This window comes from Nocardioides caldifontis (assembly GCF_008087345.1).
Lineage (GTDB): Bacteria > Actinomycetota > Actinomycetes > Propionibacteriales > Nocardioidaceae > Marmoricola_A > Marmoricola_A caldifontis.
The window spans coordinates 387,161-412,422 of the sequence record NZ_ML701736.1 but is presented as its reverse complement, the minus strand read 5'-3'; the positions used below and the strand labels follow the sequence as shown (position 1 = coordinate 412,422).

The following is a 25,262-nucleotide window of genomic DNA, read 5'->3' as shown; positions in this document are numbered from 1 at the left end:
CTCAGAGCTCGTCGAGGAACCGGTCGAACACCCGGGCGCCGAACTCCAGCGCGTCCACCGGGACCCGCTCGTCGACACCGTGGAAGAGGCCGGTGAAGTCGAGGTCGGCCGGGAGCCGGAGCGGGGCGAAGCCGTAGCAGTTGATCCCGAGCTTGGCCCAGTGCTTGCCGTCGGTGCCGCCGGACATGAGGTACGGCGCGACCATGGCGTCGGGGTCCTCGGCGAGCAACGAGCGGTTGATCGCGTCGACCAGCCGCCCGTCGTACGGCGCCTCGACCGCGTCCTGGCGCGAGATGTAGTCGACCTCGATGCCCTCCCCCAGCAGCTCGGCCATCGTGGCGAAGAACTCGTCCTCGTGGCCGGGGAGGAACCGGCCGTCGACCAGCGCCTCGGCCGAGCCGGGCACGACGTTGACCTTGTAGCCGGCCCGCAGCGCGGTCGGGTTGGCGGTGTTGCGCAGGACGGCGCTCAGCATCCGGGCAGCGGGGCCGAACTCCTCGACGACCGACTCCGCGTTCTCGGGGGTCACCTCGGTGCCGGCCAGCTCGCCCACGGCGGCGAGCAGCACCTCCATCGACGGCGTGAGCCGGACCGGCCAGCGGTGGGTGCCGACGCGGGCGACGGCCGCGGCGAGCCGGGTGATGGCGTTGTCGGTGTTCCGCATGGAGCCGTGGCCGGCGCGCCCGTGGGCGGTCAGCCGCATCCACGCGATGCCCTTCTCGGCCGCCTGGACGAGGTAGATGCGCTGGTCGCGGACGGTCACGCTGAAGCCGCCGACCTCGCCGATCGCCTCGGTGCACGGCTCGAGGAGGTCGCGGTGGTCGCGGATGAGGTACTCGGCGCCGTGGTGGCCGCCCGCCTCCTCGTCGGCGGTGAACGCAAGCACGACGGGGCGGTCGGGCAGCAGACCGGCCCGCGTCCGCGCTCGCACGACGCCGAGCAGGATCGCGTCGAAGTCCTTCATGTCGACGGCGCCGCGGCCCCAGACACAGCCGTCGTGGATCTCGCCGGAGAACGGGTCGACCTTCCAGTCCGACGCCTCGGCCGGCACGACGTCCAGGTGGCCGTGGAGGAGCAGCGGGTCGCCCGTCGTGCCGCCCCACTGGGCGAGCACGCTGGTCCGACCCGGCCGCGCCTCGTGGATGATCGGCTCGATGCCGACCTCGGCCAGCCGCTCGGCGACGTACTCCGCGGCCTGCCGCTCCCCCGGCCCGGTGTCGTCCCCGTAGTTGGTGGTGTCGATCCGGATCAGGTCGCGGCAGAGCTCGACGACCTCGGCGGACGGGTCGTACGACCGGCGGCCGGGCTCGTCTGCTGCTTCGTCGGGAGCGGTCACCTCCCCATGGTGACACCCCTGGCGGGCGCCCTCCCCGATGCGGGAGGTGACCGGAGCTTTTGCTACAGTTGCGGCCGCGCTCGTCGCCCGTCCCACCGGACGGCGAGGGTCACTCGTCCGGGTGGCGGAATAGGCAGACGCGCTAGCTTGAGGTGCTAGTCCCCGAAAGGGGGTGGGGGTTCAAGTCCCCCCTCGGACACTCCAGGACTCGTCCTTCCCAGCAGACCGTCGTGTGCGCGGCCACGTCCGTCCGGCGCGTGTACCTTCTCCCCTGTGGCGCCCCCGCGGCTGGGGTGTGCGGCACACCCGGGAGGCGGTCAGCGTGCAGTCGTGGCAGAACGGCGCCGGCACGCTGTCGGTGCTGGACGCCATCAGCATGCCGCCGCTCAACGTCGCCGAGGTCCGCACCGGGCGCGCGGGGCTCGCCTACCGCCACGTCCGGTGGGTGCAGGTGATGCACTGGCCGGCGCACGACTTCGTGCGGCCGGGCGATCTCGTGCTGACGACCGCCGTCGCTCCGTCGACCCAGGCCGCTCGTGACTTCCTCGAGGCGGTGGTCCGTTCGGACGCGGCCGCCCTGATCGTGAGCCTGCCGCACAGCAGCTCCCCGGCCGACATCCTCGACCCGGCCGTCGAGCTGGCCCGCACCGAGCAGTTCCCGCTCCTGGTCCTACCCTGGGAGGTGCCGTTCGCCGACGTCACCCGGGTCGTGACGACCAGGTTGCTCCGCACCGGCTGCCAGGTCGACGACGCCGTGTGCGGGCTCCGGCACCTCTCCGTGCCGGTGCGGTCGTCCGAGGTCGACATGAGCGCCGAGCTGTCCCGTGCGATGGCGATGCGCGCCGACTCGGCCGACGTCGAGGTGGCGCTGGGACACCCCTCGCAGAGCGCCGACGGACGGCGCGGCTACGAGCGGTTCATGCAGGCGCTCTCCGAGCTCACCGACGCCCAGCGTCCGGCCGTCCGGGTGTGCGAGCGCCCCGACGTGTGCCTGCTGGTGCAGGAGCGCCACGAGGGCAGGCCGTCGCTGCGCGAGCTCCTGGACGAGGCGCGCCGACGCAGCGGTGAGAGGACGATGCACTGGGTGGTCGCCGACGCGCGGTCCGGCGAACGTGGCCACGGTGACCAGCCCCGTCCGGTCGAGGTGGCACGCAAGATGATGGCCGACCGGGACGACTGGGTGGACAGCCAGTCGCTGGAGTCGTTGTTCGTCCTCGGGGCACTGGCGCAGAGCCCGCTGACCAGCACCGTGGTCAACGAGGCCGTCGGCGCTCTGGTGAGCTACGACCGGGACAACCGCCGCAACCTGCTCGAGACGCTGCAGGTCTACCTCGACGAGTCCTGCAACACCAGCGCGGCTGCCCGCCGGCTCTTCCTCAACCGCCACTCGTTGATGTACCGGCTGCGCAAGATCGAGGAGCTGACCGGCTTCTCCCTCAAGGAGCCCGCCGACCGGTTCTTCCTCCAGGCCTGCGTCCGGCTCCAGCGCTACCGGCTGCTCGACGACGCGTCGTCGGAGCCCAGGTGAGGCTCAGCCGATGAGCTCGCCGCCGTCGACCACGACGTTGGCCCCGGTCATGTAGGTCGCCGCGTCGGACAGCAGCCAGCAGCCGACCTTGGCCGCCTCGGCGGCGTCGGCCATGCGGCCGAGGGGGACGTACTCGGCGACGTGCTCGAGGAACCCCTCGCGACCGCCGAAGGGGTGCCAGATCGCCGCGTTGAAAGGGGTGTCGACGTAGCCGGGGCACAGCGCGTTGACCCGGATCCCGTCGCCGGCGTGGTCGTGGGCGAGCTGCCGCGCGAGCGCGATCGTGGCCCCCTTGGACACCGAGTAGGGCACCAGCGCCGTCTCGGGCTGAAGGCCGGAGTTCGACGCCGTGATGAGCAGCTGACCGCCACCGTTCGCACGCAGGTGCGGGATGACCTGCTTGGCGAGGATGAAGTGGGCGCGCACGTTGACGACGTAGCTGTAGTCGAAGTCCTCCACGGAGGCCTCCTCGACGTCGCCGCCCTGCTGCACCCCCGCGTTGGACCAGGCCGCGTCGATGCCGCCGAGGGCCTCGATCCCCCGTCGTACGGCGTCCGCGAACGCCTGGTGGTCCGACACGTCCACGGGAAGCGCCACGGCGTCGAGCTCGCGCGCCAGCTGCAGCAACCTGGTCTCCTGGTAGTCCAGGAGGACGAGGCGGCATCCGGCCTCGGCGAGCATGCGCGCCCCGGCGTGGCCGATGCCGGTTGCGCACCCCGTCACGAGGATGCGTTCGGGCAGCTGCGCGGTAAGACTCATGCGGACCGATCCCCTCCTGCTGCGAGGCCGAACGCTACTGCACACCGGTGCCCCAGGGAGCCGGCGACGTTGCCCCTGCCGACGGTGGCCGCGGCGGGCAGGACCTCGGTGACGGCGGCGACCACCTCGTCGTCGCCCGCAGCACCGCCGACGAGCACCAAGGCGACGTCGCGGCCCGCGGGCACGGTGGTCAGCCCCGCGAGCGCCCGCCGGACGTTGCGCCCGAGGCAGAGCCGCTTGGCGGCCAGCCGCCAGGCCCGCCACTCACCGAGGCCGAGCGTGCGGGCGAAGGGCACCAGGCCGGCCGGGCCGTGCACGCAGAGCGTGCCGGCGGCGCTCGCCGGGGCGGGGCTGTCGAGGAACGTGCGGGTGCCCTTCTCGTCGAGCACCACCTGCGGCGCGACCACGTGCAGCGCCGGTCCGCGCTTGGCGTGCTCGGCGGTCCCGCTGGGCACCCCGAGGGCCTCGGTGGTGAGCCGGGTGAGCATCTCCCCCGCACCGGCCACGACGCAGCGCTCCGTGCCGTCGGAGACGTCGACGGTGCCGCCGCCGAGGTCCACGACGACCGCGTCCGCAGGTGCTCCCGGGGTCGACAGGGCGCCGGCACGTCCGGCGCCCGCCTCCGAGCCCGCCACCCGGACCTCGGTGTCGAGGAGCTCCTCCAGCAAGGTGGCGGGGTCCGTGGCAGCACCGTCCCGGCGGAGCACGGCGGTCACCACCCGGTCCGTCCGCACGGTCCCCCGCCTGCTGCTCGCTGCGGTGGCGGCCTCGTCCAGGTGCAGGGCGTACACGTCGTCGGCTGCAACCGTTCCGAGTGCGCGCACCGCACCAGGAGGTTCGGCCTGCAGCCTGGGAAGTGCGTGGCGCAGCGGCGTGGCGGTCCCGTCGCCCCAGTGCACGTGCTCCTGCTCCGCCTCCGTCGCGGTCGTGGCAGCCGGGCCCACGTCGCCGTCCGGGAGCAGCGCGACGACGGAGTACGACGAGTCCTCCAGGCTGCGCGCCACCGTGCGGACCGCCGGGGAGGCCGCGTCGAGCGAGAACGTCGCTGCCAGCCAGAACGGGTCGGTCGTCCGCGTCAACGGGCTGCCGAGCGGCCGTGCCTCCACCGCCACCAGCAGGGCCGAACGCGCCCGGGCGACCGGCACCTGGTCGATCACCGGGACCGCGACCCGGAGTCGGTTGGCCACCAGCACCGCCTCGTCCCGCGCGGTGAGCACACCCACCACCCGCACACCGGCCTGCAACGAGGCGGTCACCCGCTCGGCCACCTCGCGGTACCCCTGGTCCTCGCCGGCGAGCACGACGACCGCGTCGCCGCCGGCGCGCTCGTCGGCGAGCCGGTCCAACGGGACCGGCCGTCCGGCGGCGGCCGCGTCACCGGCAGCAGTCGGGGCGCGGGCGGTCAGCACGTGCAGCGGCGCGGTGTCGGGCGCCGGGTCGTGGACGGTGCGGCAGCCGGTGTGGACGGCGCGGAGCGGCGCCACCGCCGCGAGGCGGATCCTCAGGTCGTGGTTCCGCGCGAGCCGCTGGACGAGCCGGGCCGCCGCCTCCACCGACTCGGGGCTCCCCTTGTCGCCGCGGGTCAGCGACCGGCTGTGGGCGACGACCTCCCCGCCGCCGCGACCGGGGCGGAGCAGGACGACCTCGGTGGTCGAGTTCCCGATGTCGATGCCCGCCACCACCCCGGAGCCGCTGCTCATGGCGTCAGGCCGCGCCGGGCGTAGATCTCGGCAGCCTCCCGCACCAGTGCCGCGCAGCGGGGCATCCCCCGGTCGGCCAGGTCGGCGGCGAGCACGGTCAGCTCCTCGACCGTGCTCCGCCGGGGACGAAGTGCGTCGTACATCCGCATCAGCTCGTCGTCGCCGAGTGCCGTCATCTCGGCACCGCGCCGCAGGCTCTCGGCGAGCTGCGGGTTGCCCGCCCGCTCCGCCTGCTCGGCCTGGTGCGTCAGGGTCTCGGCGGAGATCCGGATGTCCTCGGTGCCCAGCTCCCCGTCGCGGAGCCGGTCGAGGTCGAGCTGCTCCACGGGGCGGCCCGACAGGGCGTGGGGCTTCACCGGTGCCACCGGAGCTCGGTGGGGGGCTTCCCTGGCACGCACAGCTCGCGCTCCTTGGTGATCATGGCGATGACCCGGGTGTGGTAGCGGGCGGTGATCGCCTCGTCGCTGTAGGCGTTGCGCACCGGCTCCGGAGTGGCGCCCTTGGCGTGCCGGCCGGCGTTGATCCCGAGCGTGCGGTACATCTCCCGGGTCACCAGCGGGGCGACCGAGAACAGCTCGAGGTTGGCCAGCGGTGCCAGGTCACGCCGGTGGATCAGTGCCGTGCCCTTGGCCTGGAGCCCGAGGCCGATCCCGGAGCCGGCCAGCCTCGCCGCGGTGAGGCCGATCCAGCCGAGGTCGAGGCTGGAGTTCACCCGGACCACGCGCGCGCTGCACCCCTCCTCCTCGAGACCTGCGGCGAGCTCCTCGAGCACCTCGTGGACGGTCAGCCCCGAGAGCGTGCGGTGCAGCGTGCGTCCGAGCGCCGGCGAGACCCCGATGACGACCTCGTCCGGCCGGGTGCCAGGAGCGGCGGTGCCCTGCTCCTCGAACGCGCCCGGCACCTCGTGGTCCCGCTGCTCGGTGACCAGCTCCGCCACCGACCTCGCCTGCCGGATCGAGTCGATCTCCGCCTGCCGGTCCGCCGGCGCGCGGTACCCGGTGCCGGGCCCCGCGTAGTGGTTGGGATCGGTGAGGGCCGACAGCACCTGCATCTCCTCGTCGAAGATCGCCGCCGTCTGCAGGTAGTCGCCCTCGACGCGGGCGCGCATCATCCCGAGCACCCGCTCGGCCTCGTCGGTGAACCCGCTCTCGTCGAGCGCAGCGACCACGTCGAGCGCCGTGAGCCCGAGCTCGTGGATCATCCGCGCCGCGTGGAGCACGCCGAGCGGCTGAGGTTCCGCGAGGTCCTTCGAGCCCTCGGCGGTCACCACCGACTCCAGGTGCTCGTCGGAGAAGTCCGCGAGCCCGAGATGGCGGAAGACCGCGCGCGTGGCCTCGGCCGCACGGCGTCGCAGGCGCAGCACTTCCTCCTCGGAGGCGCTGCGGGCGCCGCCGTCGACGCCCCAGTCGCGCTGCATCACCAGGTAGTCGTCGAGGTCCTCGGCGTTGAAGTTGGAGGGCCCGAACATGTTGTCGTAGCGCGGGATGGAGCCGAAGCCGGAGAAGATGAAGTCCGAGCCGGCCAGGAAGAGCGGCAGCGTGCGGCTGGTGCGGCGGACGTGCGACTCGGACATGAGCGTGTCGTTGCCCGAGCACGACTCGAGGTTGCGCATCATCACCATGAGGTTCTCGCTGAGGAGCTCCCGCACCCCCATCGGCACCGAGGCGGCGACGCTGGCGCCGTCGATGCCACCGTTCTGCACCCCCTGGGCGCCGAGGGCCCGTGCCAGGGACACACAACGCGCCTCGAGGTACGACATCGACCGGCGTTCCGCCTCGCCCATCAGCGCCTCGGCCCCGGCCCCGCTGGAGACCCGCATCTTGATGCCGCGGGAGGCGTACGCCGAGACCAAGAACGCCTTCGACCAAGGCGTGTCGTCACCGTCGAGGAAGACGGACTCGGTCCCGTAGAGGCTCACGGTCTCGGCGTAGGAGACCAGCCCCCGCATCCCCATCTCCAGCTCCATCGCCTCCTCGACGGAGCACTGGGTCAGGGCGCCGGCGGAGGGGACCTGCGAGCCGATCAGCAGCGCCATCGCCACGGCGGGCGCGTCGGCCAGCACCGGCACCGTCGCCTCGAGCTCACGGAACCCGAACGCCACGGCCGTGGCGGCGTCCGCCGCGACCAGCAACGGATCGTCCATGCGGTTGGTGACGTGCGCCTGGTTGGCCGGTGTCGCCCGGACCCGCATCTTGGTGATCGCGAACTGGAGCTCGACCGGCTGCAGCCCTGCCATGACCCGCGACATCTTGGCGGGGGTCAGCCCCGCCGAGATCCGCACGATCTCCTCGCGCGGCACCCGGGTGTCCACCAGCATGCGGGCGAGCTCCTGGTCGGGGATCGCCATGGCCTCCTCGGCCACCGTGACGTCGATCCCGTGCGTGGCGACGAAGGCGTCGATGGTGTCGAACTCCTCCGCTGCGCGACCGTCCATCCGGACCACGACCCCGTCGCGGACCTCGATCTCGGGCTCCGGGTCGAACGGGGAGGCGAACGCCGTCAGGCCGAGCGCGGCGTCCGGCTCGGCGAAGCCGTCGAGGTTGACGTTCCCGCGGTCCATGAAGGCGAAGCGTCGCGAGCGGATCGGTGCGCTCCGCGCCTCCGTGGACCGAGGCTCGGTGCTGGTCATGTGCTCACCTTCTCCGCGGTGCGCTCCTGCGGCGTCCGGGCCGGGCCTGCTGCCGGAGCGGCGGGATCCTCGCGGCTCGCGGACGACGTGTCGTCGAGCAAGGGAAGTGCGGCACCCCCGGGCGTGCGGCGGGTGAGGAAGAACAACGCCAGGAGCAGCGCCAGCACCGTCACCACGACGAGGACGGTTGCGATCGCGTTGATGGACGGGTTGACCCCGCGCCGGATCGAGGAGAAGAGCAGGATCGGCAGGGTCTGGGACTGTCCGCGGGTGAAGAACGCGATGATGAAGTCGTCGAAGGCGAACGTGAACGCCAGGACGAACCCGCCGAAGATCGCCGACCCCAGCTGCGGAAGCGTCACCTGCCGCAGCGTGCGCCACGGGGTGGCGTAGAGGTCGGCGCTGGCACGTTCGAGGCTGTCGTCCATCTGCGCCAGCCGGGCCTGGAGCACCGTCATCACCAGCGCGATGCCGAAGATCGACTCGCCCGCGATCACGCTCAGCTTGCCGAGGCCCAGCTCGGGTGCGTCGTCGCCGGGCCACAGGTAGGCCAACCAGGGGTTCGCCCAGTCGGCGAACATCACGAACGCCAGCAGGATCGAGAGTCCCAGGACGATCGCCGGGATCACGACCGCGAGGTAGGTCAGGATCGCGACCACGCGTTGGGTGGTGGGTGACAACCGCCGCACCGCCAGGGCAGCCGCCGTCCCGAACACCGTCGCGATCACCGCCGAGGCCGTCGCGATCTGCAGGCTGTTGCTGAGCGCCTCGAGGACCATCGGATCGTTCCAGGCCTGGTCGTACCAGGTCATCGAGAACCCTTCGAACTGCGTCACGTGGCGCCCGGAGTTGAAGCTGAAGAGGACCACGATCACGATCGGCACGAAGAGGAAGAGGTAGACCAGCCCCGCGTAGACCGCCAGCGACCGGTCGACGGCGTCCCTGCGCTTCCGGCGGCGCATCGCGGTGGGCACCTTGCTCGCCGCGCTCATGCCGGGCTCCCCGTCGTGGCAGCACCGCTCAGCCGTCGGGCGACGGCCGTGCCGACGAGCAGGATCGCGGTCATCAGCAGGATGAAGGCGCCTGCCAGCGCCGCTCCCAACGGCCAGTTGCGGCTCTGCAGGAAGAGATCGGCGAGCGCGTTGCCGAGGAAGTACGAGCGGCCTCCGCCGAGCAGGACCGGGATGAGGTACTCCCCCATGACCGGGATCAGGACGAGGAGGCAGCCGCCCACCACGCCGGGGGCCGAGAGCGGCAACGTGACCTGGCGGAAGGTCGCCAGCCGACCGGCCCCGAGGTCCTTCGACGCCGCCCGCAGCGAGGGGTCGAGCCGCTCGAGCGCCACGTAGATCGGCAGCAGCATCAGGGGCAGGTAGTTGTAGACGATCCCCAGCACGATCGCGAAGGGGGTGTTGAGCAGCCGCAGGTCGTCCACGACCCCCCACTCGCGGAGCACGGCGGGGAGGCCGTTGCTGCCGAGCAGGAACGTCCACGCGTAGGTCCGGATGAGCATGCTCGTCCAGAACGGCACGATGACGAGGGCGAGCAGGACCAGCTTGCGGCGGCCGGCCTTGACCGCGATGTAGTAGGCCAGCGGATAGGCGACCAGCAACGTGACCGCCGTACCCAGGAGGCTGAACTTCAGGGTGTTCCAGATCGGCGCGAGCCGGTTGCCCAGCTCGAGGTAGTTGTCGAAGGTGAACCCGCCGGCGTACCCGCCGTCAGGCCCTCGCACCCCCACGGAGACGACGAAGAGGACCGTCAGGGGGGCGACCATGAAGACCACGAACCACGCGACGGCCGGTGCCGTCGACAGCGTCGAGGCCCGCGGGATCAGCTTCGGCATGGGTGGCTACCTGCGAGGGGTGCGTCGAGGTCAGGAGGACTTGATCCGCGACCAGGTCTTCGCGCGGTCCGGGCTGTTGTAGGTCTCGGCGGTCGCAAAGGACAGCGGCGCGATCGTGTCGTCGTCCGGGTAGACCACGGGGTTGTCGACGACCTCCTTGTCGACCAGCTCGTTGACCTCGGGGTCACCGTGCGCGTACAGCGTGAAGTTGATGTTCGCCGCGGCGTTCTCGGGCTCGTGGATGAACTTGAGGAACGCCCACGCCGCCTCGGGGTGCGGCGCGTCGGCGGCCACCGACCAGTTGTCGCTCCAGATCTCGCCGCCGTCGCTGGCGATGACGTACTTGAACGTGGGGTTGTCGCGCACGACCTGGACGCCGTCGCCGGTCCAGGCGATGGAGAGCCAGCTGTCGCCGTTGCGCAGCCCCGGTTGCACGTCGCTGCTGATGGCGAACAGCTTCGACTTCATCCCGATCAGGTAGTCGGCGACCTCGGAGAGCCCTTGGGGATCCTGGACGTTGAAGTCGAGCCCGAGCGCCACGGCTGCCGAGCCGATCGAGGAGATCTGGTGGTCGACGATCGTCGCGCGCCGGTCGAGCGACCCGGCGAGCTCGAAGAACTCACGCCACGTGGTCGGCTCCTCGCCGAGCTCTTCGGAGTAGATCATCCCGGTCGTGCCCCAGTGCTTCGGGATCGTGTACTCGTTGCCCGGGTCGAACTCCTGGTCGACGACGGCCTTGTTCCAGCCGGACAGGTCCACGTCGATCTTGTCGTAGTCCAGCGGCTGGATGAGCTTCGACGAGATCCATCCCGGGATGGCGTACTGGCTGGGCACGGCGATGTCGATGCCGGAGTTTCCGGCGCGGAGCAGGGTCTCCATCTCTTCGGTCGAGCCGTAGACCTGGACGTTCACGCGCACGCCCGTCTCCTCGCGGAACTTCTCGAGCAGCTCCGGGTCGTCGTAGTTGGGCCAGGTCGCCAACGTCAGCTCGCTGCCGAGCTCGCCGTCACCGCCACCCCCGCCCGAGCCCGAGTCGGTGCCCTCGGACTCCGGTGGCGAGCACGCCGCGAACCCGGCCACGCCGGCGGACGCCAGCGAGCCGTAGCCGAGCAGCCGCAGCAGGTCACGACGAGAGATGTTGTTCATGGGTGGCATGGCGTTCTCCTCAGCCGTTGTCCGCGTCCCAGGTGGGCACGATCCGCGCGTCGTCCTCGTTCCAGCCGATCTGCACCGAGACCGCCTCCCGCACCAGGACGCGGTCGGCCTCCCCCGTGAGCGGCACCCGGACCTTGAGGGTGCCGAAGTCACGGGTCGCGACGGTGTAGTCGATCTGGTCCCCGTGGAAGCTGAAGGCCTGCACCGTGCCGGGGCTCACCGGACCGTCGACCTGTGGCGGCGTCTGCGGGTCCATCGAGATCCGGATCCGCTCCGGTCGCAGCGCGACCTGGACCGACTGCCCCGAGGTCAGCTCCTCGACCGTCGGCACCCCGCGGAGCCGTTGGAACGCCGTGGTCGCCTCGGCGCGGCCGTGCCCGACCGCCGAGACGCTGCCCGGGATGAAGTTGCTCGACCCGATGAACCCGGCGACCCAGGAGTCCACGGGACGGTCGTAGAGGTCGTGAGGCGTGGTGTCCTGGACGATCCGGCCGTCGCGCATGACGGCGATGCGGTCCGCCATCGACAGCGCCTCGCTCTGGTCGTGGGTGACGAACACGAACGAGATGCCGAGCTGCCCCTGCAACGACTTGAGCTCGCTCTGCATGTCGACGCGCAGCTTGGCGTCGAGAGCCGACAGCGGCTCGTCCAGCAGCAGCACCCGGGGACCGGCCACCAGGGCGCGCGCGAGCGCCACCCGCTGCTGCTGGCCACCGCTCAGCTCCTGCGGGCGGCGGCGGGCGAGGTGGTCGAGCTGCACCATGCGCAGGGCACGCTCGACCTGCCGCTGGATCTCCGACCGGGCCGGCCGCTCCTTCTGCTGGCGTAGTGCGTAGCCGACGTTCTTGGCCACGTCCATGTGCGGGAAGAGCGCGTAGTGCTGGAACACCGTGTTGAGCGGGCGCCGGAACGGTGGATCGTCCGCGATGGACCGATCCCCCAGGAATATCTCGCCCGCCGTCGGCGTCTCGAAGCCGGCGAGCATCTTCAGCAGCGTGGTCTTGCCGCAGCCCGACGGCCCGAGGAGCGCGAAGAACGTCCCTGGCTCGAGCACGAAGCTGACGTCGGAGACCGCGCGTACGTCACCGTAGTGCTTGGAGAGCCGCTCCACGCGGAGCTGCTGCTGCGTCCGCTCCGCTTCGACGGCGACCGCGCCCAACGATCCTCCTCGCGTCAGCGGCCGGGTGTGCCGGCCGTCCGGTGCGGGAAGTCTGTGTGCGCCGTTCCCGGCCGGTCCAGAAGGCGGGTCCGGGGTCCACCAGGTTGTCGGTCCGGCGCCAGGCGCTTTCCAACACTGTGGTGCAAGCCACGCGTGTGGCGGGCGCGACCGGTCTAGCGGGGATGTCGTCGTCGGCGGCTCAGACCGGGACGACCATGAGCGGGCACTCCGTGGTGCGGACGAGGGTGCGCGCCATGGAGCCGAGCAGGTGCGGCAGCGGACCCGCGTGACCGCGGCGCCCCACGACCATCAGGGCGGATTCGCGCGACAGCTTCGTCAACACCTCGGCCGGCCAGTCTTGCAGCGCCTGACGTCGACGTGCGCGACCTCGCTGGCCGCCAGGAACGGCTTGGCGGCCTCGAGAACCTGGGGAGGTGCCTGCTGCTCGTGGACGCCCACCGTCACCCAGGTGCTGGCCGGTGTCTCGTCGGGCGCCCGGCGCCGGGGCACGACGACCAGGGGACAGCGTGCGTGCGCCGCCACGGAGACGGCCGTCGAAGCCGTCACGACCCGACGCAGGGCGCCGAGGTCCCGGTGGCCCACGACCACGACCTCGGCGTCGGCGCTGAGCCCCGACAGGACCGCGCCGGCCTTCCCGGGCCGCACGAGCATGGCGTCCGGGCGGACGCCGTTGAGCGCGGAGTAGTCGTCGGCCGCCTCGGAGACGATCCTGCGCGCGACCTCCCCCACCGTCGGGTAGGTGAGCAGGACGCTCGGCGGACACGGCGGCAGCGCCGTGCCCACCGCGTGCACGAGGGCCACGGGCAGGTTCCGTCGTCGCGCCTCGCTCGCGGCCCGCGAATGCGGGCGTCAGCCAGAGCCACGTCGTGCCGGCCAGCAGCAGGGACACGCCACCGAGGTTGCGGATCGTGAACATCGACCTCACCTCCTCCTCCCACGGTGACCGCGACCGAGCAGCGCAGACAGGGCCGGATGCCACCTGCCACCTGCCAGGTGTCATTCGGCCCTGGGACCGGTGACGACCGGTGCAGAGGCTGGAGGGGATGGAGGGAGGAGCGATGGCCGCACTCGTCGACCCCGGCGCCGATCGTTCGGAGAGGAAGGCGCCGCCGGGGGCACGGCGCGCGGCCCAGGTCCTGACCGCGGCCGGCGTCGTCGCACCCGTCGTCGACCACGGTCTGGTGCGCCCGTGGCTGCGCCGGTGGGGCTCCACCACCGAGGAGCGGAGCCGGGTGCTGGCCGGCGACCCGGAGGCCGACAAGGCGCCCCTGTTCACCACCACCCGCGCCGTCACCGTGCGTGCTCCCGCCGAGGAGGTCTGGCGGTGGCTGGTGCAGATCGGCCGGGACCGAGGCGGCTTCTACACCTACGACTGGCTCGAGAACCTCGCCGGCTGCGACCTCCACAGTGCCGACCGCATCCACGATGAGTGGCAGCAGCGGACGACGGACGACCCGGTCGTCATGTCCGAGGGGCACGCCGCTCCGCTGCTCGAGGTCACCGCACCGCGGGCGCCGGTCATCAAGGACTGGGGCGTTTACGTCGTCGAGCCCCCGCACGCGATCATGGAGCGCAGGATGCTTCTCGGCATCAAGAAGCGTGCCGAGCGCAGCCACGCCGGCTCTGAAGGACGGCGACCATGAGCGCTGTCGGGCGACGGCTCCTGGTCGTGGTGACCGCCCTGCTCGCCGTCGGCCTCGTCGTCGCACCTCTGCTGGGGCCGGTCGGGGTGGGGGTGCTGGAGTACCGCACCTCCCCCACGACGCTCAACCAGGCGACGGGCAGCGACCTGGCCGCCCTCGCGGTAGGTGCGCCGCTGGCCGTCCTCGCCGCCTTCCTGCTGGCGCGCCGCCACGCGGCCGGACCACCGCTCGCCACGGGGCTCGGTGGCTACGTGGTCTACACCTACGCGCAGGTCATCGTCGGCCAGGAGTACCTCCGGCTCCCCGGCAACGTCGAACGGTTCTTCCCGTTGCTGCTCGCGATGTTCCTGGCCGGTGAGCTCCTCCTGGTCCTGGGGTGGCGGCTGGCAGCCGATCGGCTCCCGGCCCCGGCCCGCCGCGTGCAGCGTGCCACAGCCTGGGTGCTGGTCCTGGTCGCGGCCTTCCTCGTCCTCGGACTGCACCTGCCGACCATGCTGACCGCGTGGGCGGACCCGACGTCGATGACGGAGTACGCCTCGGCCCCGACCCCGTTCTGGCTCGTCAAGCTCATGGACCTCGGCATCGTCGTGCCGGCGGCCCTCGCCACCGCGCTCGGGCTGCTCCGCGGCGCGGCCTGGTCGCGCCGGCTCATGCTCCCGTTCCTGACCGCCTACGCGGTCCTCTCGACCTCGGTGCTCTGCATGGCGCTCGTCATGCTCGTCGAGGACGACCCGGACGCCTCGGTCGGGCTCGCCTCGGGTTCGGCGGGCTTTCCGCCCTCCTCGTCGCCCTGCTGCTGGCGTGGTACCGCCCGTTGCTCGCGCGCCCCCTCGTCGATGCCGAGACCCGCGCTGACGTCACGGCAGGTGCTTCAGCGCCTCACGTCGCGACAGGTTCGAGAGCCGGTCCGAGTGCTCCGCCACGAAGTGCAGCACCCATTCGGGGTCGGTCCGCGCGTGCTGGCGGAGCGCCCAGCCGACCGCCTTCCGGATGAAGAAGTCGTCGCCGTGCCGCGAGCCGAGCAGGTTCTGCTCGAGGACGTCGCGGAGCACCTCGGTGTCGGTCGCGCCCTTGCTGCCGAGCTGGCTGATCACCGCCGTGCGCCGGAGCCACAGGTCGTCGTCGCGGGCCCACGCACGGAGCACCGGCACGACGTCGGCCGGGAAGGCACGCAGGACCGGCCCCACCCGGTTCGACGCGATCGGGTCCACCAGGTCCCACCAGGCGCCGGTCACCACCTGGTGGCGGTAGAGGTCGAGCACACCGGGGTGCTGGTGCGCGCGGTAGAGCCGGTGGCCGGTGAGCTCGGTCGCGGCGTACCGCTCCTCGCGGTAGGCGGCGTCGTCGTGCAGGGCGAGCACGGCCGAGCGCCACGTCGCCTCGTCCGGCAGCGGGTGTGCGGCGAAGACGCGGCGGCAGATCGCCCGCAGCTCGGGGGCGTTGACGCCGCGGAACGGCATCGCCGACTTCATGTACCGCTGCATCTGCGGGGCCTTGACCGGGTCCGCCGCCGCTGCGAGCTCACGGCGCACCGCATCGACCAGTGCGCGGGCGTCCGGGGTCACTGAGGCACGGTAGTGGTTTCGACGGGCTCAACCACCGACACGGGCTCGACCACCGTGGAGACGCGGCGAGCCCGGCCGCCCCTTGAGGGACGGCCGGGCTCGTCACGTGGTGCGGAAGACCGTGTCCGGTCAGCGGTGCAGGTCGAACCGGTCGAGCTCCATGACCTTCGTCCAGGCCGCGACGAAGTCGTTGACGAACTTCTCCTTCGCGTCGTCGCTGGCGTAGACCTCGGCGAGGCCGCGCAGCTGCGAGTTGGAGCCGAAGATCAGGTCGACCGCGGTGGCGGTCCACTTCAGCTCGCCGGTGGCGAGGTCGCGGATCTCGTAGACGTTCTCCTCCGACTCCGAGGCCTTCCACTGCGTGCCCGGGGCCAGCAGGTTGGCGAAGAAGTCGTTGGTGAGGACGCCCGGCCGGTCGGTGAGGACACCGTGCTTGGCGCCACCGACGTTGTTGCCGAGCGCACGGAGCCCGCCGAGGAGGACCGTCATCTCCGGAGCGGTCAGGTCGAGCATGTAGGCGCGGTCGACCAGCAGGACCTCCGGCTGGAGCTTCTCGCCCGACCGCAGGTAGTTGCGGAACCCGTCGGCCCGCGGCTCGAGGACCCGGAACGAGTCGACGTCGGTCTGCTCCTGGCTGGCGTCGGTGCGGCCGGGGTGGAACGGCACCGTGACCTCGACGCCGGCGTCCTTGGCGGCCTTCTCGACCGCTGCCGAACCGGCGAGCACGATCAGGTCGGCCAGCGAGATCGTCGCGCCGCCGGCGGCGTTGAACTCCTGCTGGATCTGCTCCAGCTTGCCCAGCACCTTGCCGAGCTGCTCCGGCTGGTTGACCGCCCAGTTCCGCTGCGGCTCGAGCCGGATCCGGGCGCCGTTCGCGCCGCCGCGCTTGTCGGTCGAGCGGAAGCTCGAGGCCGACGCCCACGCGGTGGAGACGAGCTCGGAGATCGTCAGGCCGGAGTCGAGCACCTTCGCCTTCAGCGAGGCGACGTCGGCGTCGCTGACCAGCTGGCCCTCGACCGGCGGCACCGGGTCCTGCCACAGCTGCGCCTCGGGCACCCAGGGGCCCAGGTAGCGGGTGACGGGGCCCATGTCGCGGTGGAGCAGCTTGTACCAGGCCTTCGCGAACGCGAGCCGGAACTCCTCGGGGTTCTCCAGGAACCGCCGCGAGATCTTCTCGTACTCCGGGTCGAACCGGAGCGCGAGGTCGGAGGTGAGCATCCGCGGCTCACGGCGCTTCGAGGGGTCGTGGGCCTCGGGGACCATGTCGGCGCCCGCGCCGTTCTTCGGCCGCCACTGGTGCGCCCCGGCCGGGGACTTCATCAGCTCCCACTCGTAGGCGAACAGGATGTGGAAGAACTCGTTGTCCCACCGGGTCGGGTGGTAGGTCCAGGTGACCTCGAGCCCCGAGGTGATGGCGTCCTTGCCCTTGCCGGTGCCGTAGGCGCTCTTCCAGCCGAGCCCCTGCTCCTCCAGCGGTGCGCCCTCCGGCTCGGGGCCCACGAGGTCGGCGTCACCGGCGCCGTGGGTCTTGCCGAAGGTGTGGCCACCGGCGATGAGCGCGACGGTCTCCTCGTCGTTCATCGCCATGCGGGCGAAGGTGGTGCGGATGTCGCGCGCCGACGCCAGCGGGTCGGGGTTGCCGTTGGGGCCCTCTGGGTTGACGTAGATGAGCCCCATCTGGACGGCGCCGAGCACCTCGTCGAGCTCGCGGTCGCCGGTGTAGCGCTCGTCGCCGAGCCAGCTGTCCTCGGGGCCCCAGTAGATCTCCTCGGGCTCCCAGATGTCCTCGCGGCCGAAGGCGAAGCCGAAGGTCTCGAAGCCCATGTCCTCGAGGGCCACGTTGCCGGCGAGCACCAGCAGGTCGGCCCACGAGATCTTCTGGCCGTACTTCTTCTTCACCGGCCAGAGCAGGCGGCGCGCCTTGTCGAGGTTGGCGTTGTCGGGCCAGCTGTTGAGCGGCGCGAACCGCTGGGAGCCGTCACCGGCGCCGCCACGGCCGTCGAAGATGCGGTAGGTGCCCGCGGCGTGCCAGCTCATCCGGATCATCAGTCCGCCGTAGTGGCCGAAGTCCGCCGGCCACCAGTCCTGCGAGTCGTGGAGCACCTCGACGATGTCGCGCTTGAGCTCCTCGACGTCGAGCTTCTCGAACTCCTTGGCGTAGTCGAAGTCCTCGCCCAGCGGGTTGCCCTTCGGTGAGTGCGCGTGCAGCACCGAGAGGTCGAGCATGTTGGGCCACCAGTCCTTCAAGCTGTGCGGGCGGCCACCGGTCTTCGGGGTCGGCGAGTCGATCGCCGGGTTCTCGCTCTCGCTGCCGGTCGCGGCAGCGGAGTCGTGCATCACCGGGCAACCAGCCTCCGCCTTGCGGTCCACCCCCTGGGGGCTGACGGGCGTGCTGTTGTCCTGCTCCTCGGTCATCTGCTTCCTTCCGAACGTTGCGTTGGCTGGATGGTGCTGGTGGTCAGGTGCTCGTGCTCACGGTCGTGCCGTCCGTGCGGGCGGCCGCGCAATCGGCGCAGGTGCCCCAGTAGACGACCTCCGCCTCGTCGACCGTGAAGCCGTGGTCGTCGGAGGCGGTGAGACAGGGGGCGTGGCCGACGGCGCAGTCGACGTCGGCGATCGCGCCGCAGGAGCGGCAGATCACGTGGTGGTGGTTGTCGCCGACCCGCGACTCGTAGCGGGCCGGTGCACCCGCCGTCTGGATACGGCGGAGCAGCCCCGCCTCGGTGAGCGCGCGCAGCACGTCGTAGACCGCCTGGTGCGAGACCGTGCCGAGCTCGGCACGGACGTGTTGGATGACCTGGTCGGTGTCGGCGTGCGGGTGCTCGCGGAGCGCAGCCAGAACGGCCAGTCGGGGACGGGTCACGCGCAGGTTCGCTCCACGGAGGGCGGAGCGGTCGTCCGGCAGCGTGGTCATGGGGGCAGCATGCCGCTTTCTCTGGAACGAGTCAAGATTGACTCGCCCGTCCGGACCCGTCAGACCAGTGCGTCTCGGCGTGGGTCGGTGGCCCGGGAGCCGTGCGGCGCGTCCTCGCCCGGCCGGCCCGTCCGGTGCTCCTCCCCCGGCGGGCGGGTGCGGCCGCGGCGCTCCGACGCGGTCCCGGCGCCGGGGCCAGACGGACGGGCCGTGTCCTCCGCGTGCCACCGGGCGAGCCGGCCGCCGCGGCTGATCTCGCGGAGCCGCTCCTCCGCGGCCGCCCGGTGCGTGTCACCCGCGGCGATCAACAGGTGGTCCCCGGTCCGCAGCTGCGTGCCGGGACCGGGCACGAAGAGCACCTTGTCGCGCATGACGAGCGACAGCACCGCGTCGCCGGGGAGCCGCAGCTCGCTCACGTGCACCCCGGCGAGCCGTGACCCCGGAGGTACGTCGAGGGAGAGCATCGTCGCCTTGAGCTCCTCGAAGGGGGCGAACTCGATCGCCAGCTCCTTCGTGTGCGACGGGGCTCCCACGCCGGTGCGGTCGGCGAACCAGGGCAGCGTCGGGCCCTGCACGAGCGTGAACACCACGACCAGCAGGAACACCACGTCGAAGACCCGCTGCGCGCCGTCGAGCCCTGCGCTCATCGGCATCGTCGCGAGCACGATGGGGACCGCGCCCCGCAGCCCCGCCCACGACATGAAGGCCTGCTCCCGCCACGGGACGCGGAAGGGGGCCGAGCAGATGACGACCGACAGCGGGCGGGCCACGAAGGTGAGGGCGACTCCGACGACGAGGGCCGGGACGAGGGCGTCGACCAGCCGCTCGGGGGCGGCCAGCAGCCCCAGCAGCACGAACAGCCCGATCTGCGCCATCCAGGCGAGCCCCTCCGCGAACCCCCGGGTGGCGGTGCGGTGCGGGAGGTCGGCGTTGCCGAGCACCAGCGCCGCGACGTACACCGCGAGGAAGGGGCTGCCACCGGCCACGCCCGCGATGCCGTAGGCCAGCAGGGCGAACGCCATCGTCGAGAGCGGGTAGAGGCCGGTGGACGGAAGCGCCGTGCGGGTGAGCACCCAACGGCCCACCTTCGCCACCAGGACGCCGATCACCGCGCCGATGACCAGCTGTTGAAGGAACCCGAGGGCCACGGTGCCGGCGTTGAGCGAGTCCCACTGGTCGGAGACCACGAGCGTCACGAGGATGATCACGGGCGGGTCGTTGAACCCCGACTCGGCCTCGAGCACCGCGCGGGTGCGCGGGAGGATCCGCATCTGGCGCAGCACCGCGAACACCGCGGCGGCATCGGTCGAGGAGACGACGGCGCCGAGCAGCACGGCGGTGCGCAGGTCGACGTCGAGGAGCAGGTAGGCCAGCGACGTGGTCACCGCGACGCTGACCAGGACCCCCAGGCTCGCGAGCACCAGGGCGAGCCGGCTCACCGGACGGACCACCTTCCAGTCCGTGGTGAGGCCGCCCTCGGCGAGGATCACGCCGAGCGCGAGGCTGCCGAGCGTCGCGGTCAGGTCGGCGTCGGTGAAGTCGACACCGAGCCCTGCCTCGCCGATGGCCAACCCGATCGCCAGGTAGAGCAAGAGGCTGGGCAGCCCGAGCCCCGTGGAGACGCGCACCGCGCCGACGCCGATGAGCAGGACGCCGGTCCCGACGAGCAGGACCACGTTGAGGTCCGCCGGGGTCATCGGAGCAACCGCAGCAGCTCCGGACCCGAGCGGACCTCGACGCCCTGGAGGTCGACGTCGAGGACCGTCACGCCGATCGCGTCGGCCAGCGACTCCAGCGCCAGGCACGCACCCAGGGCGAGCAGAGCCGATGCGATGACCGGGTTCATGCTCCGATCCTCACGGCACGCGCCGCGACGACACATGGGGTTCTCCACCCATCTTGGGCGCCCGCCTGCCAGCGGTCCGGGGTCGCGGATCCCTAGGCTGGACCGGTGACCTGGACCCGCGCGATGCCGCTCTTCTGGCGCGTCGTGCTCACCAACGGCCTCGTCTTCGTGGTCGGCACCCTGGTGCTCGCCTTCTCCCCCGCGACCGTCTCCCAACGCGTGCGGACCACCGAGGCAGCCGTCCTCGCGGTGGGGCTGCTGGTCATCGTGGGGGTCAACGCGGTGCTGCTGCGGTCGCTGCTCCGCCCCCTGGACCGGCTGACCGCGACGATGCGCGAGATCGACCTGCGCTCCCCCGGTCTCCGGCTCGACGACCAGGGGCGTGGGCCGGCAGCCGCACTCGTCGAGGGGTTCAACGAGATGCTCGACCGGCTCGAGCGGGAGCGGTCGGCCACCCGCGCCCACGCGCTCTCGGCGCAGGAGGCCGAACGGCAGCGCATCGCCCAGGAACTCCACGACGAGGTCGGCCAGAGCCTGACGGTGGTCCTGCTCGGGCTCAAGCAGGCCAGGGACCGGGCCACGGACCCGGAGGTGGTCGCAACCGTCGAGACGCTCCAGGAGACGACGCGCTCCGCGCTCGAGGAGGTACGCCGGATCTCCCAGCGGCTCCGGCCGGGGCTGCTGGAGGACCTCGGACTGCTGAACTCCCTGGCGAGCCTGGCCACCGAGCTCACCGAGACCGCGGGGATCCCGGTGGCGAAGGGGTTCGGCCCGGGGCTGCCGACGCTCGGCCCCGAGACCGAGCTCGTCGTCTACCGCGTGGCGCAGGAGGCGCTCACCAACGTCGCCCGCCACGCACGCGCGACGTCGGTGCATCTCGGGCTGACCCGCCGCGGCGGCTCCCTGGTGCTGCGGGTGGCCGACGACGGCCGGGGGCCGAGGCCCGGCGGCCACGTGGAGGGCTCCGGGATCCAGGGGATGCGCGAGCGGGCCCTGCTGGTCGGGGGTTCCCTGCGCGTCGGGAGGCAGGAGGGCGGGGGGACCGAGGTCGTGCTCGTCGTACCGGTGGAGGAGTCGTGAGCGCGCCGACCCGCATCCTGCTCGCCGACGACCACGCGCTCGTGCGCCGCGGCGTACGGCTGATCCTCGACGCCGATCCCGGGCTCGAGGTCGTCGCCGAGGCCTCCGACGGCGCCGAGGCCGTCGAGCTGGCCCGGACGGCCGAGGTGGACCTCGCCGTCCTCGACATCGCCATGCCGCGGATGACGGGGCTCCAGGCGGCGCGCGAGATCGCCCGGCGCAAGCCGCACCTGCGGATGCTGATGCTGTCGATGTACGACAACGAGCAGTACTTCTTCGAGGCGCTGAAGGCCGGCGCCTCCGGCTACGTGCTGAAGTCCGCTGCCGACCAGGACCTCGTCGACGCTTGCCACGCGGCCGTGCGTGGCGAGCCGTTCCTGTACGCCGGCGTGATGAGCTCGCTGGTCCGCGACATGCTCCTCCGGATCAAGCGGGGCGAGCGGCTGCCGCAGGCGGTGCTGACGCCGCGCGAGGACGAGGTGGTGAAGCTGATCGCGGAAGGGTCGTCGTCCAAGGAGATCGCCGCGGCGCTGCACATCTCGCTCAAGACCGTCGAGCGTCATCGCGCCAACGTGCTGGCGAAGCTAGGCATGCGCGACCGCACGGAGCTCACCCGCTACGCCATCCGGGCAGGGCTCGTCGAGCCATGACCGACGCCGGTTCGCTTTTCGGCCGGGCGGTGCCTATGGTCACCGGCATGGAGAGGTCCATGGTCGCGGAGCGGCGGGCGACGCCCGAGCGCACCCTCGTGCCCTCCCACGTGCCGACCGGCGCCGCCCTGCTCGCCCTGGAGCTGAGCGAGGAGGCCCGCGGCATCCGCGGTCTCGACGTGCTGTGCCGCAGCGTCGACCGCGCCCCGCCGGCAGCGGGCTGAACCGAGCCCCTGCCGGCGCCACCCGCACCCGGTGCGTCGGCTCTCCTCTGCACCGCCTCGCGCGTGCCGCCCGGACCGCGTCCGGGGAGGCGCACGTCACGAGCGCGGTCGGCTACCGAAGGACTGCCATGACCACGCACGCCACCACGGACACCACCACAACACCCCCGGCCTCCGGGGCACCCGTCCCGCTGGACGTCTACGAGGAGCTCACGCGCCTGGAGGCCGCTCGGGTGCAGCAGCTGCGCGCCCTGGACGACACCGCGCTCGACGCCGTGGGAGTCGCCTACCGCGACTCGATCCTGAGGATCCTCGAGGAGATCCGCACCTCTCGCCGGCGGCTGATGGCCGGGTTGCACGGCGTCTGCACCGGCTGCGGCGGCGAGGTGACCGCCGAGCGGCTCGAGCTGCGCCCGTGGGCGACCAGCTGCACCGACTGCGCCCGTCGCGAGCGCAGCTGACCGAACCAAGAAAGGGAACACAGCCATGAAGAGGGTCGCGATCGTCGGCGGCGGGATGGTGGGGCTGTCCACCGCCTGGTTCCTGCAGCAGCACGGGGTGCACGCCACCGTCTACGAGCGCCGCCACGTCGCGGCCGGATCGTCGTGGGGCAACGCCGGCTGGCTCACGCCGGCGCTCACCGCGCCCCTGCCGGAGCCGGCGGTGCTGGGCTACGGCATCAAGGCCGTGCTGAGCCCCGACTCGCCGGTCTACGTGCCGCCCCGCCCCCAGCCGCAGCTCCTGCGGTTCGTGACCGGCTTCCTCCGCCACAGCACCCACCGGCGGTGGGCGCTCGGCATGCGGGGCTACGCGCCGATCAACCGCCGCGCCCTGGCGGCGTTCGACGAGCTAGCGGACGGTGGTGTGCAGGCGCGCACCGAGCCGGCCGACCCGTTCCTCGCGTGCTTCCGCACCGTCGAGGAGCGGCAGACGCTCCTCGACGAGCTGCACGGGTTGCAGGCGGCCGGCCAGGAGGTGAAGTACTCCCTGCTGTCGGGCGAGGAGGCCCGCGCCGCCGAGTCGGCGCTCTCGCCCGAGGTCGGTGCGGCAGTCAGCCTCCACGACCAGCGCTACCTCAACCCACCGGCCTACCTCGCGGCCCTCGGCCGGGCGGTGCACGACCGCGGCGGCGAGCTCCTCGAAGGTAGGGCGGTCCGCGACGTCCGGGACATGGGCGAGGGGGTCCTCGTCGAGTCCGAGGAGGTCGGGCCGCGGACGTTCGACGCCGTGGTGCTGGCCACCGGCGCCTGGATCGGCCGGCTCGCCCGGCGCCACGGGGTCCGCCGGGTGGTGCAGGCCGGACGGGGCTACAGCTTCGCGGTCGAGTGCGAGCAGCTGCCCCAGGGACCGGTGTACTTCCCGAAGCAGCGCGTCGCCTGCACGCCCCTGGAGACGGCGGACGGGCCGCGGCTGCGGGTCGCGGGGATGATGGAGTTCCGCTCGCCCGACGCGCCGCTCGACCCGCGGCGGATCGACGCGATCGTCGGCGCCGTACGCCCGCTGCTCAGCGGGGTGGACCTCGACCGGCGCCACGACGAGTGGGTGGGCTCCCGTCCGTGCACCGCCGACGGGCTGCCGCTCGTGGGGGCCACGGCCTCGCCCCGGGTCTTCGCCGCCGGCGGCCACGGCATGTGGGGCGTGGCGCTCGGTCCGATCACCGGTCGGCTCCTGGCCGAGCGGATCGTCACCGGGACGACGCCTCCCGAGCTGCTGCCGTTCGACCCGCTGCGCTGACCCCACCGGCGCGCTTCCGGCGCCTCTGGAGGCGCGCCACCAACGGCATCGTCTTCGACGCGAGCGCCATGACCGGCCCGGGCACGTACACGCCCTTCGGCCACCGGCCGTGCAGGAGGGCGTCGGTCCCGCTGTCGACGAGGACCACCGAGCCCACCATCAGGCTCGCCTCGTCGTTGGCAGGTCGTGGAGTTCGACGACAGCAGGATCACCGCTGCCGGCTCGCCCGCAGCGGCCGCCGCCGCCAGCGCCGGGCGGAGCCCCTCGACGAGGTCGACCGCGCCGAAGTAGTTCACCGAGACCAGCAGCCGGCTGTCGCTGCCGGTCAGTCCGGCGAGCCCGGCGCACGCACGACGCCGTTGACGCGCGCTCCCGGAGCAGCGCCGAGGTGGCCGCGGCGATCCCGAGGGCAGCCCCCGTCACGACGTAGGTGCCCATCCGGCCCCCCTCGACTAGAACGCGTTCTCGCACGCTAGCGGCGCGGGGGTAGGCGCGGGTTGTCCCTGCGGTCGGGCGGGTAGGTGACCCGTGTGACGCACCTGGCACGGGCGGCCCGGAACACCCTGCGCCCGGGTGGTGCTGATCCCGTGTGACCCGTTCCCGAACCAGGACCTTCCCCATGCGCCGTACCACCTCCGCCCGCACCTTCCGCCGCGTCGCCGTCGCGACGCTCGCCGCCGCCACCCTCGCCCTGGCCGGCTGCGGCTCGGACTCCGAGGGCGGCTCGTCCGACGAGCAGGCCGGCGGCGCCTCGCTCCAGGAGATCAAGGACGAGGGTGTGATCACGGTCGCCACCGAGGGCACCTACCGGCCGTTCAGCTTCCACGAGGGCGGCAGCGGTGACCTCACCGGCTACGACGTCGAGGTCATGCGCGCGGTCGGCGAGGAGCTCGGTGTCGAGGTGGAGTTCGAGGAGACCCAGTGGGACGCGATCTTCGCTGGGCTCGACGCGGGTCGCTTCGACGCGATCGCCAACCAGGTCTCGATTACCCCCGAGCGCGAGAAGGACTACCAGTTCTCCACGCCGTACACCGTGAGCCCCGGCGTCGTCGTGGTGCGTGAGGGCGACACGAGCATCAGCTCCTTCGAGGACCTCGCCGGCAAGACGACCGCGCAGTCGCTCACGAGCAACTGGTACGAGCTCGCCGAGGAGGCCGGCGCACAGATCCAGAACGTCGAGGGCTGGGCGCAGGCCGTCACCCTGCTCCAGCAGGAGCGCGTCGACGCGACGATCAACGACAAGCTGACCTACCTCGACTACGAGAACACCGAGGGCGACACCGGGCTCGAGATCGCGGTCGAGACCGACGAGGAGTCGCGCAGCGCGGTCGCGTTCCGCAAGGGCAGCGACGAGCTCGTCGACGCCGTCGACGAGGCGCTCGCGAAGCTCCAGGAGGACGGCACGCTCGCGAAGATCTCCGAGAAGTACTTCGGCGAGGACGTCTCGCGCTGATCCGCGCCGGCGGCTGAGCA

Annotated in this window: 23 protein-coding genes, 1 tRNA gene and 1 pseudogene; 9 read left to right on the top strand and 16 right to left on the bottom strand. The window is 72.2% G+C overall.

Annotation, left to right across the window (positions count from 1 at the left end):
* Position 1: 1 nt before the first annotated feature.
* Positions 2 to 1,336 (bottom strand): M20/M25/M40 family metallo-hydrolase, encoded by a 1,335-nt coding sequence (locus FIP57_RS04775; protein ID WP_148572354.1) that lies wholly within the window; start codon positions 1,334 to 1,336, stop codon positions 2 to 4.
* Positions 1,337 to 1,451: 115 nt separating this feature from the next.
* On the opposite strand from FIP57_RS04775, the gene FIP57_RS04770 reads away from it, so the two are divergent.
* Together FIP57_RS04770 and FIP57_RS04765 are read left to right on the top strand one after the other, a co-directional pair.
* Positions 1,452 to 1,535, top strand: a tRNA-Leu gene (locus FIP57_RS04770).
* Positions 1,536 to 1,631: 96 nt separating this feature from the next.
* Positions 1,632 to 2,864: a PucR family transcriptional regulator gene (locus FIP57_RS04765; RefSeq protein ID WP_162529685.1), complete on the top strand. Its 1,233-nt coding sequence runs from the start codon at positions 1,632 to 1,634 to the stop codon at positions 2,862 to 2,864.
* Between the two features lie 3 nt (positions 2,865 to 2,867).
* Here FIP57_RS04765 and FIP57_RS04760 read toward each other — a convergent pair whose 3' ends face one another.
* The 10 genes and pseudogenes from FIP57_RS04760 to FIP57_RS23085 form a co-directional block, all read right to left on the bottom strand.
* On the bottom strand, positions 2,868 to 3,623 hold the full coding sequence (locus tag FIP57_RS04760) for an SDR family NAD(P)-dependent oxidoreductase (protein WP_148572352.1): 756 nt from the start codon (positions 3,621 to 3,623) through the stop codon (positions 2,868 to 2,870).
* Complete coding sequence (locus FIP57_RS04755) at positions 3,620 to 5,323, bottom strand: diol dehydratase reactivase ATPase-like domain-containing protein (protein WP_148572351.1); 1,704 nt, start codon at positions 5,321 to 5,323, stop codon at positions 3,620 to 3,622. The genes FIP57_RS04760 and FIP57_RS04755 overlap by 4 nt, the downstream gene beginning before the upstream one ends.
* On the bottom strand, positions 5,320 to 5,679 hold the full coding sequence (locus tag FIP57_RS04750) for a diol dehydratase small subunit (RefSeq protein WP_148572350.1): 360 nt from the start codon (positions 5,677 to 5,679) through the stop codon (positions 5,320 to 5,322). The genes FIP57_RS04755 and FIP57_RS04750 overlap by 4 nt, the downstream gene beginning before the upstream one ends.
* Positions 5,676 to 7,952: a propanediol/glycerol family dehydratase large subunit gene (locus FIP57_RS04745; protein ID WP_148572349.1), complete on the bottom strand. Its 2,277-nt coding sequence runs from the start codon at positions 7,950 to 7,952 to the stop codon at positions 5,676 to 5,678. Before FIP57_RS04745 ends, FIP57_RS04750 begins: the two co-directional genes overlap by 4 nt.
* Entirely contained in the window at positions 7,949 to 8,944 is a 996-nt protein-coding gene (locus tag FIP57_RS04740) for an ABC transporter permease (protein ID WP_203231057.1), read from the bottom strand. The genes FIP57_RS04745 and FIP57_RS04740 overlap by 4 nt, the downstream gene beginning before the upstream one ends.
* Complete coding sequence (locus FIP57_RS04735; protein ID WP_148572348.1) at positions 8,941 to 9,798, bottom strand: ABC transporter permease; 858 nt, start codon at positions 9,796 to 9,798, stop codon at positions 8,941 to 8,943. Before FIP57_RS04735 ends, FIP57_RS04740 begins: the two co-directional genes overlap by 4 nt.
* Positions 9,799 to 9,828: 30 nt before the next feature.
* On the bottom strand, positions 9,829 to 10,953 hold the full coding sequence (locus FIP57_RS04730; RefSeq protein ID WP_148572347.1) for an ABC transporter substrate-binding protein: 1,125 nt from the start codon (positions 10,951 to 10,953) through the stop codon (positions 9,829 to 9,831).
* 10 nt (positions 10,954 to 10,963) lie between these two features.
* Complete coding sequence (locus FIP57_RS04725; RefSeq protein ID WP_148572346.1) at positions 10,964 to 12,112, bottom strand: ABC transporter ATP-binding protein; 1,149 nt, start codon at positions 12,110 to 12,112, stop codon at positions 10,964 to 10,966.
* A 199-nt stretch (positions 12,113 to 12,311) separates the two neighbouring features.
* Entirely contained in the window at positions 12,312 to 12,452 is a 141-nt protein-coding gene (locus tag FIP57_RS23555) for a universal stress protein (protein WP_203231091.1), read from the bottom strand.
* Positions 12,449 to 12,958, bottom strand: a pseudogene (locus FIP57_RS23085) (universal stress protein); the annotation flags it as partial. The pseudogene FIP57_RS23085 and the gene FIP57_RS23555, both read right to left, overlap by 4 nt.
* Positions 12,959 to 13,191: 233 nt before the next feature.
* Here FIP57_RS23085 and FIP57_RS04715 point away from each other — a divergent pair.
* Entirely contained in the window at positions 13,192 to 13,776 is a 585-nt protein-coding gene (locus FIP57_RS04715) for a hypothetical protein (protein ID WP_148572344.1), read from the top strand.
* A gap of 857 nt (positions 13,777 to 14,633) precedes the next feature.
* Here the strand turns inward: FIP57_RS04715 and FIP57_RS04710 are convergent.
* The 5 genes from FIP57_RS04710 to FIP57_RS23080 form a co-directional block, all read right to left on the bottom strand.
* Positions 14,634 to 15,341, bottom strand: a complete 708-nt coding sequence (locus FIP57_RS04710; RefSeq protein WP_148572343.1) for a DNA alkylation repair protein — start codon at positions 15,339 to 15,341, stop codon at positions 14,634 to 14,636.
* A gap of 129 nt (positions 15,342 to 15,470) precedes the next feature.
* Complete coding sequence (gene katG / locus FIP57_RS04705) at positions 15,471 to 17,756, bottom strand: catalase/peroxidase HPI (RefSeq protein ID WP_148572342.1); 2,286 nt, start codon at positions 17,754 to 17,756, stop codon at positions 15,471 to 15,473.
* Positions 17,757 to 17,799: 43 nt separating this feature from the next.
* Positions 17,800 to 18,255: a Fur family transcriptional regulator gene (locus FIP57_RS04700; protein ID WP_203231056.1), complete on the bottom strand. Its 456-nt coding sequence runs from the start codon at positions 18,253 to 18,255 to the stop codon at positions 17,800 to 17,802.
* Between the two features lie 59 nt (positions 18,256 to 18,314).
* A complete protein-coding gene (locus tag FIP57_RS04695) occupies positions 18,315 to 19,952 on the bottom strand; it encodes a potassium/proton antiporter (RefSeq protein WP_148572341.1) in 1,638 nt (545 codons plus the stop codon).
* Positions 19,949 to 20,101 (bottom strand): hypothetical protein, encoded by a 153-nt coding sequence (locus tag FIP57_RS23080; RefSeq protein WP_162529683.1) that lies wholly within the window; start codon positions 20,099 to 20,101, stop codon positions 19,949 to 19,951. The genes FIP57_RS04695 and FIP57_RS23080 overlap by 4 nt, the downstream gene beginning before the upstream one ends.
* 105 nt (positions 20,102 to 20,206) lie before the next feature.
* On the opposite strand from FIP57_RS23080, the gene FIP57_RS04690 reads away from it, so the two are divergent.
* The 6 genes from FIP57_RS04690 to FIP57_RS04665 all read left to right on the top strand — a co-directional run bounded on the left by FIP57_RS04690 (position 20,207) and on the right by FIP57_RS04665 (position 25,242).
* Positions 20,207 to 21,181: a HAMP domain-containing sensor histidine kinase gene (locus FIP57_RS04690; protein WP_238993279.1), complete on the top strand. Its 975-nt coding sequence runs from the start codon at positions 20,207 to 20,209 to the stop codon at positions 21,179 to 21,181.
* Positions 21,178 to 21,831 (top strand): response regulator, encoded by a 654-nt coding sequence (locus FIP57_RS04685; protein WP_148572340.1) that lies wholly within the window; start codon positions 21,178 to 21,180, stop codon positions 21,829 to 21,831. The genes FIP57_RS04690 and FIP57_RS04685 overlap by 4 nt, the downstream gene beginning before the upstream one ends.
* 47 nt (positions 21,832 to 21,878) lie before the next feature.
* Complete coding sequence (locus FIP57_RS23075; protein ID WP_162529682.1) at positions 21,879 to 22,055, top strand: hypothetical protein; 177 nt, start codon at positions 21,879 to 21,881, stop codon at positions 22,053 to 22,055.
* 128 nt (positions 22,056 to 22,183) lie between these two features.
* Complete coding sequence (locus FIP57_RS04680) at positions 22,184 to 22,516, top strand: TraR/DksA C4-type zinc finger protein (protein ID WP_148572339.1); 333 nt, start codon at positions 22,184 to 22,186, stop codon at positions 22,514 to 22,516.
* A 25-nt stretch (positions 22,517 to 22,541) separates the two neighbouring features.
* Positions 22,542 to 23,789: an NAD(P)/FAD-dependent oxidoreductase gene (locus FIP57_RS04675; protein ID WP_148572338.1), complete on the top strand. Its 1,248-nt coding sequence runs from the start codon at positions 22,542 to 22,544 to the stop codon at positions 23,787 to 23,789.
* A 619-nt stretch (positions 23,790 to 24,408) separates the two neighbouring features.
* Positions 24,409 to 25,242: an amino acid ABC transporter substrate-binding protein gene (locus tag FIP57_RS04665; RefSeq protein WP_148572337.1), complete on the top strand. Its 834-nt coding sequence runs from the start codon at positions 24,409 to 24,411 to the stop codon at positions 25,240 to 25,242.
* The last annotated feature ends 20 nt before the right edge of the window (positions 25,243 to 25,262 follow it).

Excerpts from the sequence above, each read along its gene's own strand:
- FIP57_RS04760 (WP_148572352.1), bottom strand. The coding sequence starts at position 3,623 with ATGAGTCTTACCGCGCAGCTGCCCGAACGCATCCTCGTGACGGGGTGC.
- FIP57_RS04755 (WP_148572351.1), bottom strand. The coding sequence starts at position 5,323 with ATGAGCAGCGGCTCCGGGGTGGTGGCGGGCATCGACATCGGGAACTCG.
- FIP57_RS04745 (WP_148572349.1), bottom strand. The coding sequence starts at position 7,952 with ATGACCAGCACCGAGCCTCGGTCCACGGAGGCGCGGAGCGCACCGATC.
- FIP57_RS04740 (WP_203231057.1), bottom strand. The coding sequence starts at position 8,944 with ATGAGCGCGGCGAGCAAGGTGCCCACCGCGATGCGCCGCCGGAAGCGC.
- FIP57_RS04735 (WP_148572348.1), bottom strand. The coding sequence starts at position 9,798 with ATGCCGAAGCTGATCCCGCGGGCCTCGACGCTGTCGACGGCACCGGCC.
- FIP57_RS04730 (WP_148572347.1), bottom strand. The coding sequence starts at position 10,953 with ATGCCACCCATGAACAACATCTCTCGTCGTGACCTGCTGCGGCTGCTC.
- FIP57_RS04715 (WP_148572344.1), top strand. The coding sequence starts at position 13,192 with ATGGCCGCACTCGTCGACCCCGGCGCCGATCGTTCGGAGAGGAAGGCG.
- katG (WP_148572342.1), bottom strand. The coding sequence starts at position 17,756 with ATGACCGAGGAGCAGGACAACAGCACGCCCGTCAGCCCCCAGGGGGTG.
- FIP57_RS04700 (WP_203231056.1), bottom strand. The coding sequence starts at position 18,255 with ATGACCACGCTGCCGGACGACCGCTCCGCCCTCCGTGGAGCGAACCTG.
- FIP57_RS04695 (WP_148572341.1), bottom strand. The coding sequence starts at position 19,952 with ATGACCCCGGCGGACCTCAACGTGGTCCTGCTCGTCGGGACCGGCGTC.
- FIP57_RS23080 (WP_162529683.1), bottom strand. The coding sequence starts at position 20,101 with ATGAACCCGGTCATCGCATCGGCTCTGCTCGCCCTGGGTGCGTGCCTG.
- FIP57_RS23075 (WP_162529682.1), top strand. The coding sequence starts at position 21,879 with ATGGAGAGGTCCATGGTCGCGGAGCGGCGGGCGACGCCCGAGCGCACC.
- FIP57_RS04680 (WP_148572339.1), top strand. The coding sequence starts at position 22,184 with ATGACCACGCACGCCACCACGGACACCACCACAACACCCCCGGCCTCC.
- FIP57_RS04675 (WP_148572338.1), top strand. The coding sequence starts at position 22,542 with ATGAAGAGGGTCGCGATCGTCGGCGGCGGGATGGTGGGGCTGTCCACC.
- FIP57_RS04665 (WP_148572337.1), top strand. The coding sequence starts at position 24,409 with ATGCGCCGTACCACCTCCGCCCGCACCTTCCGCCGCGTCGCCGTCGCG.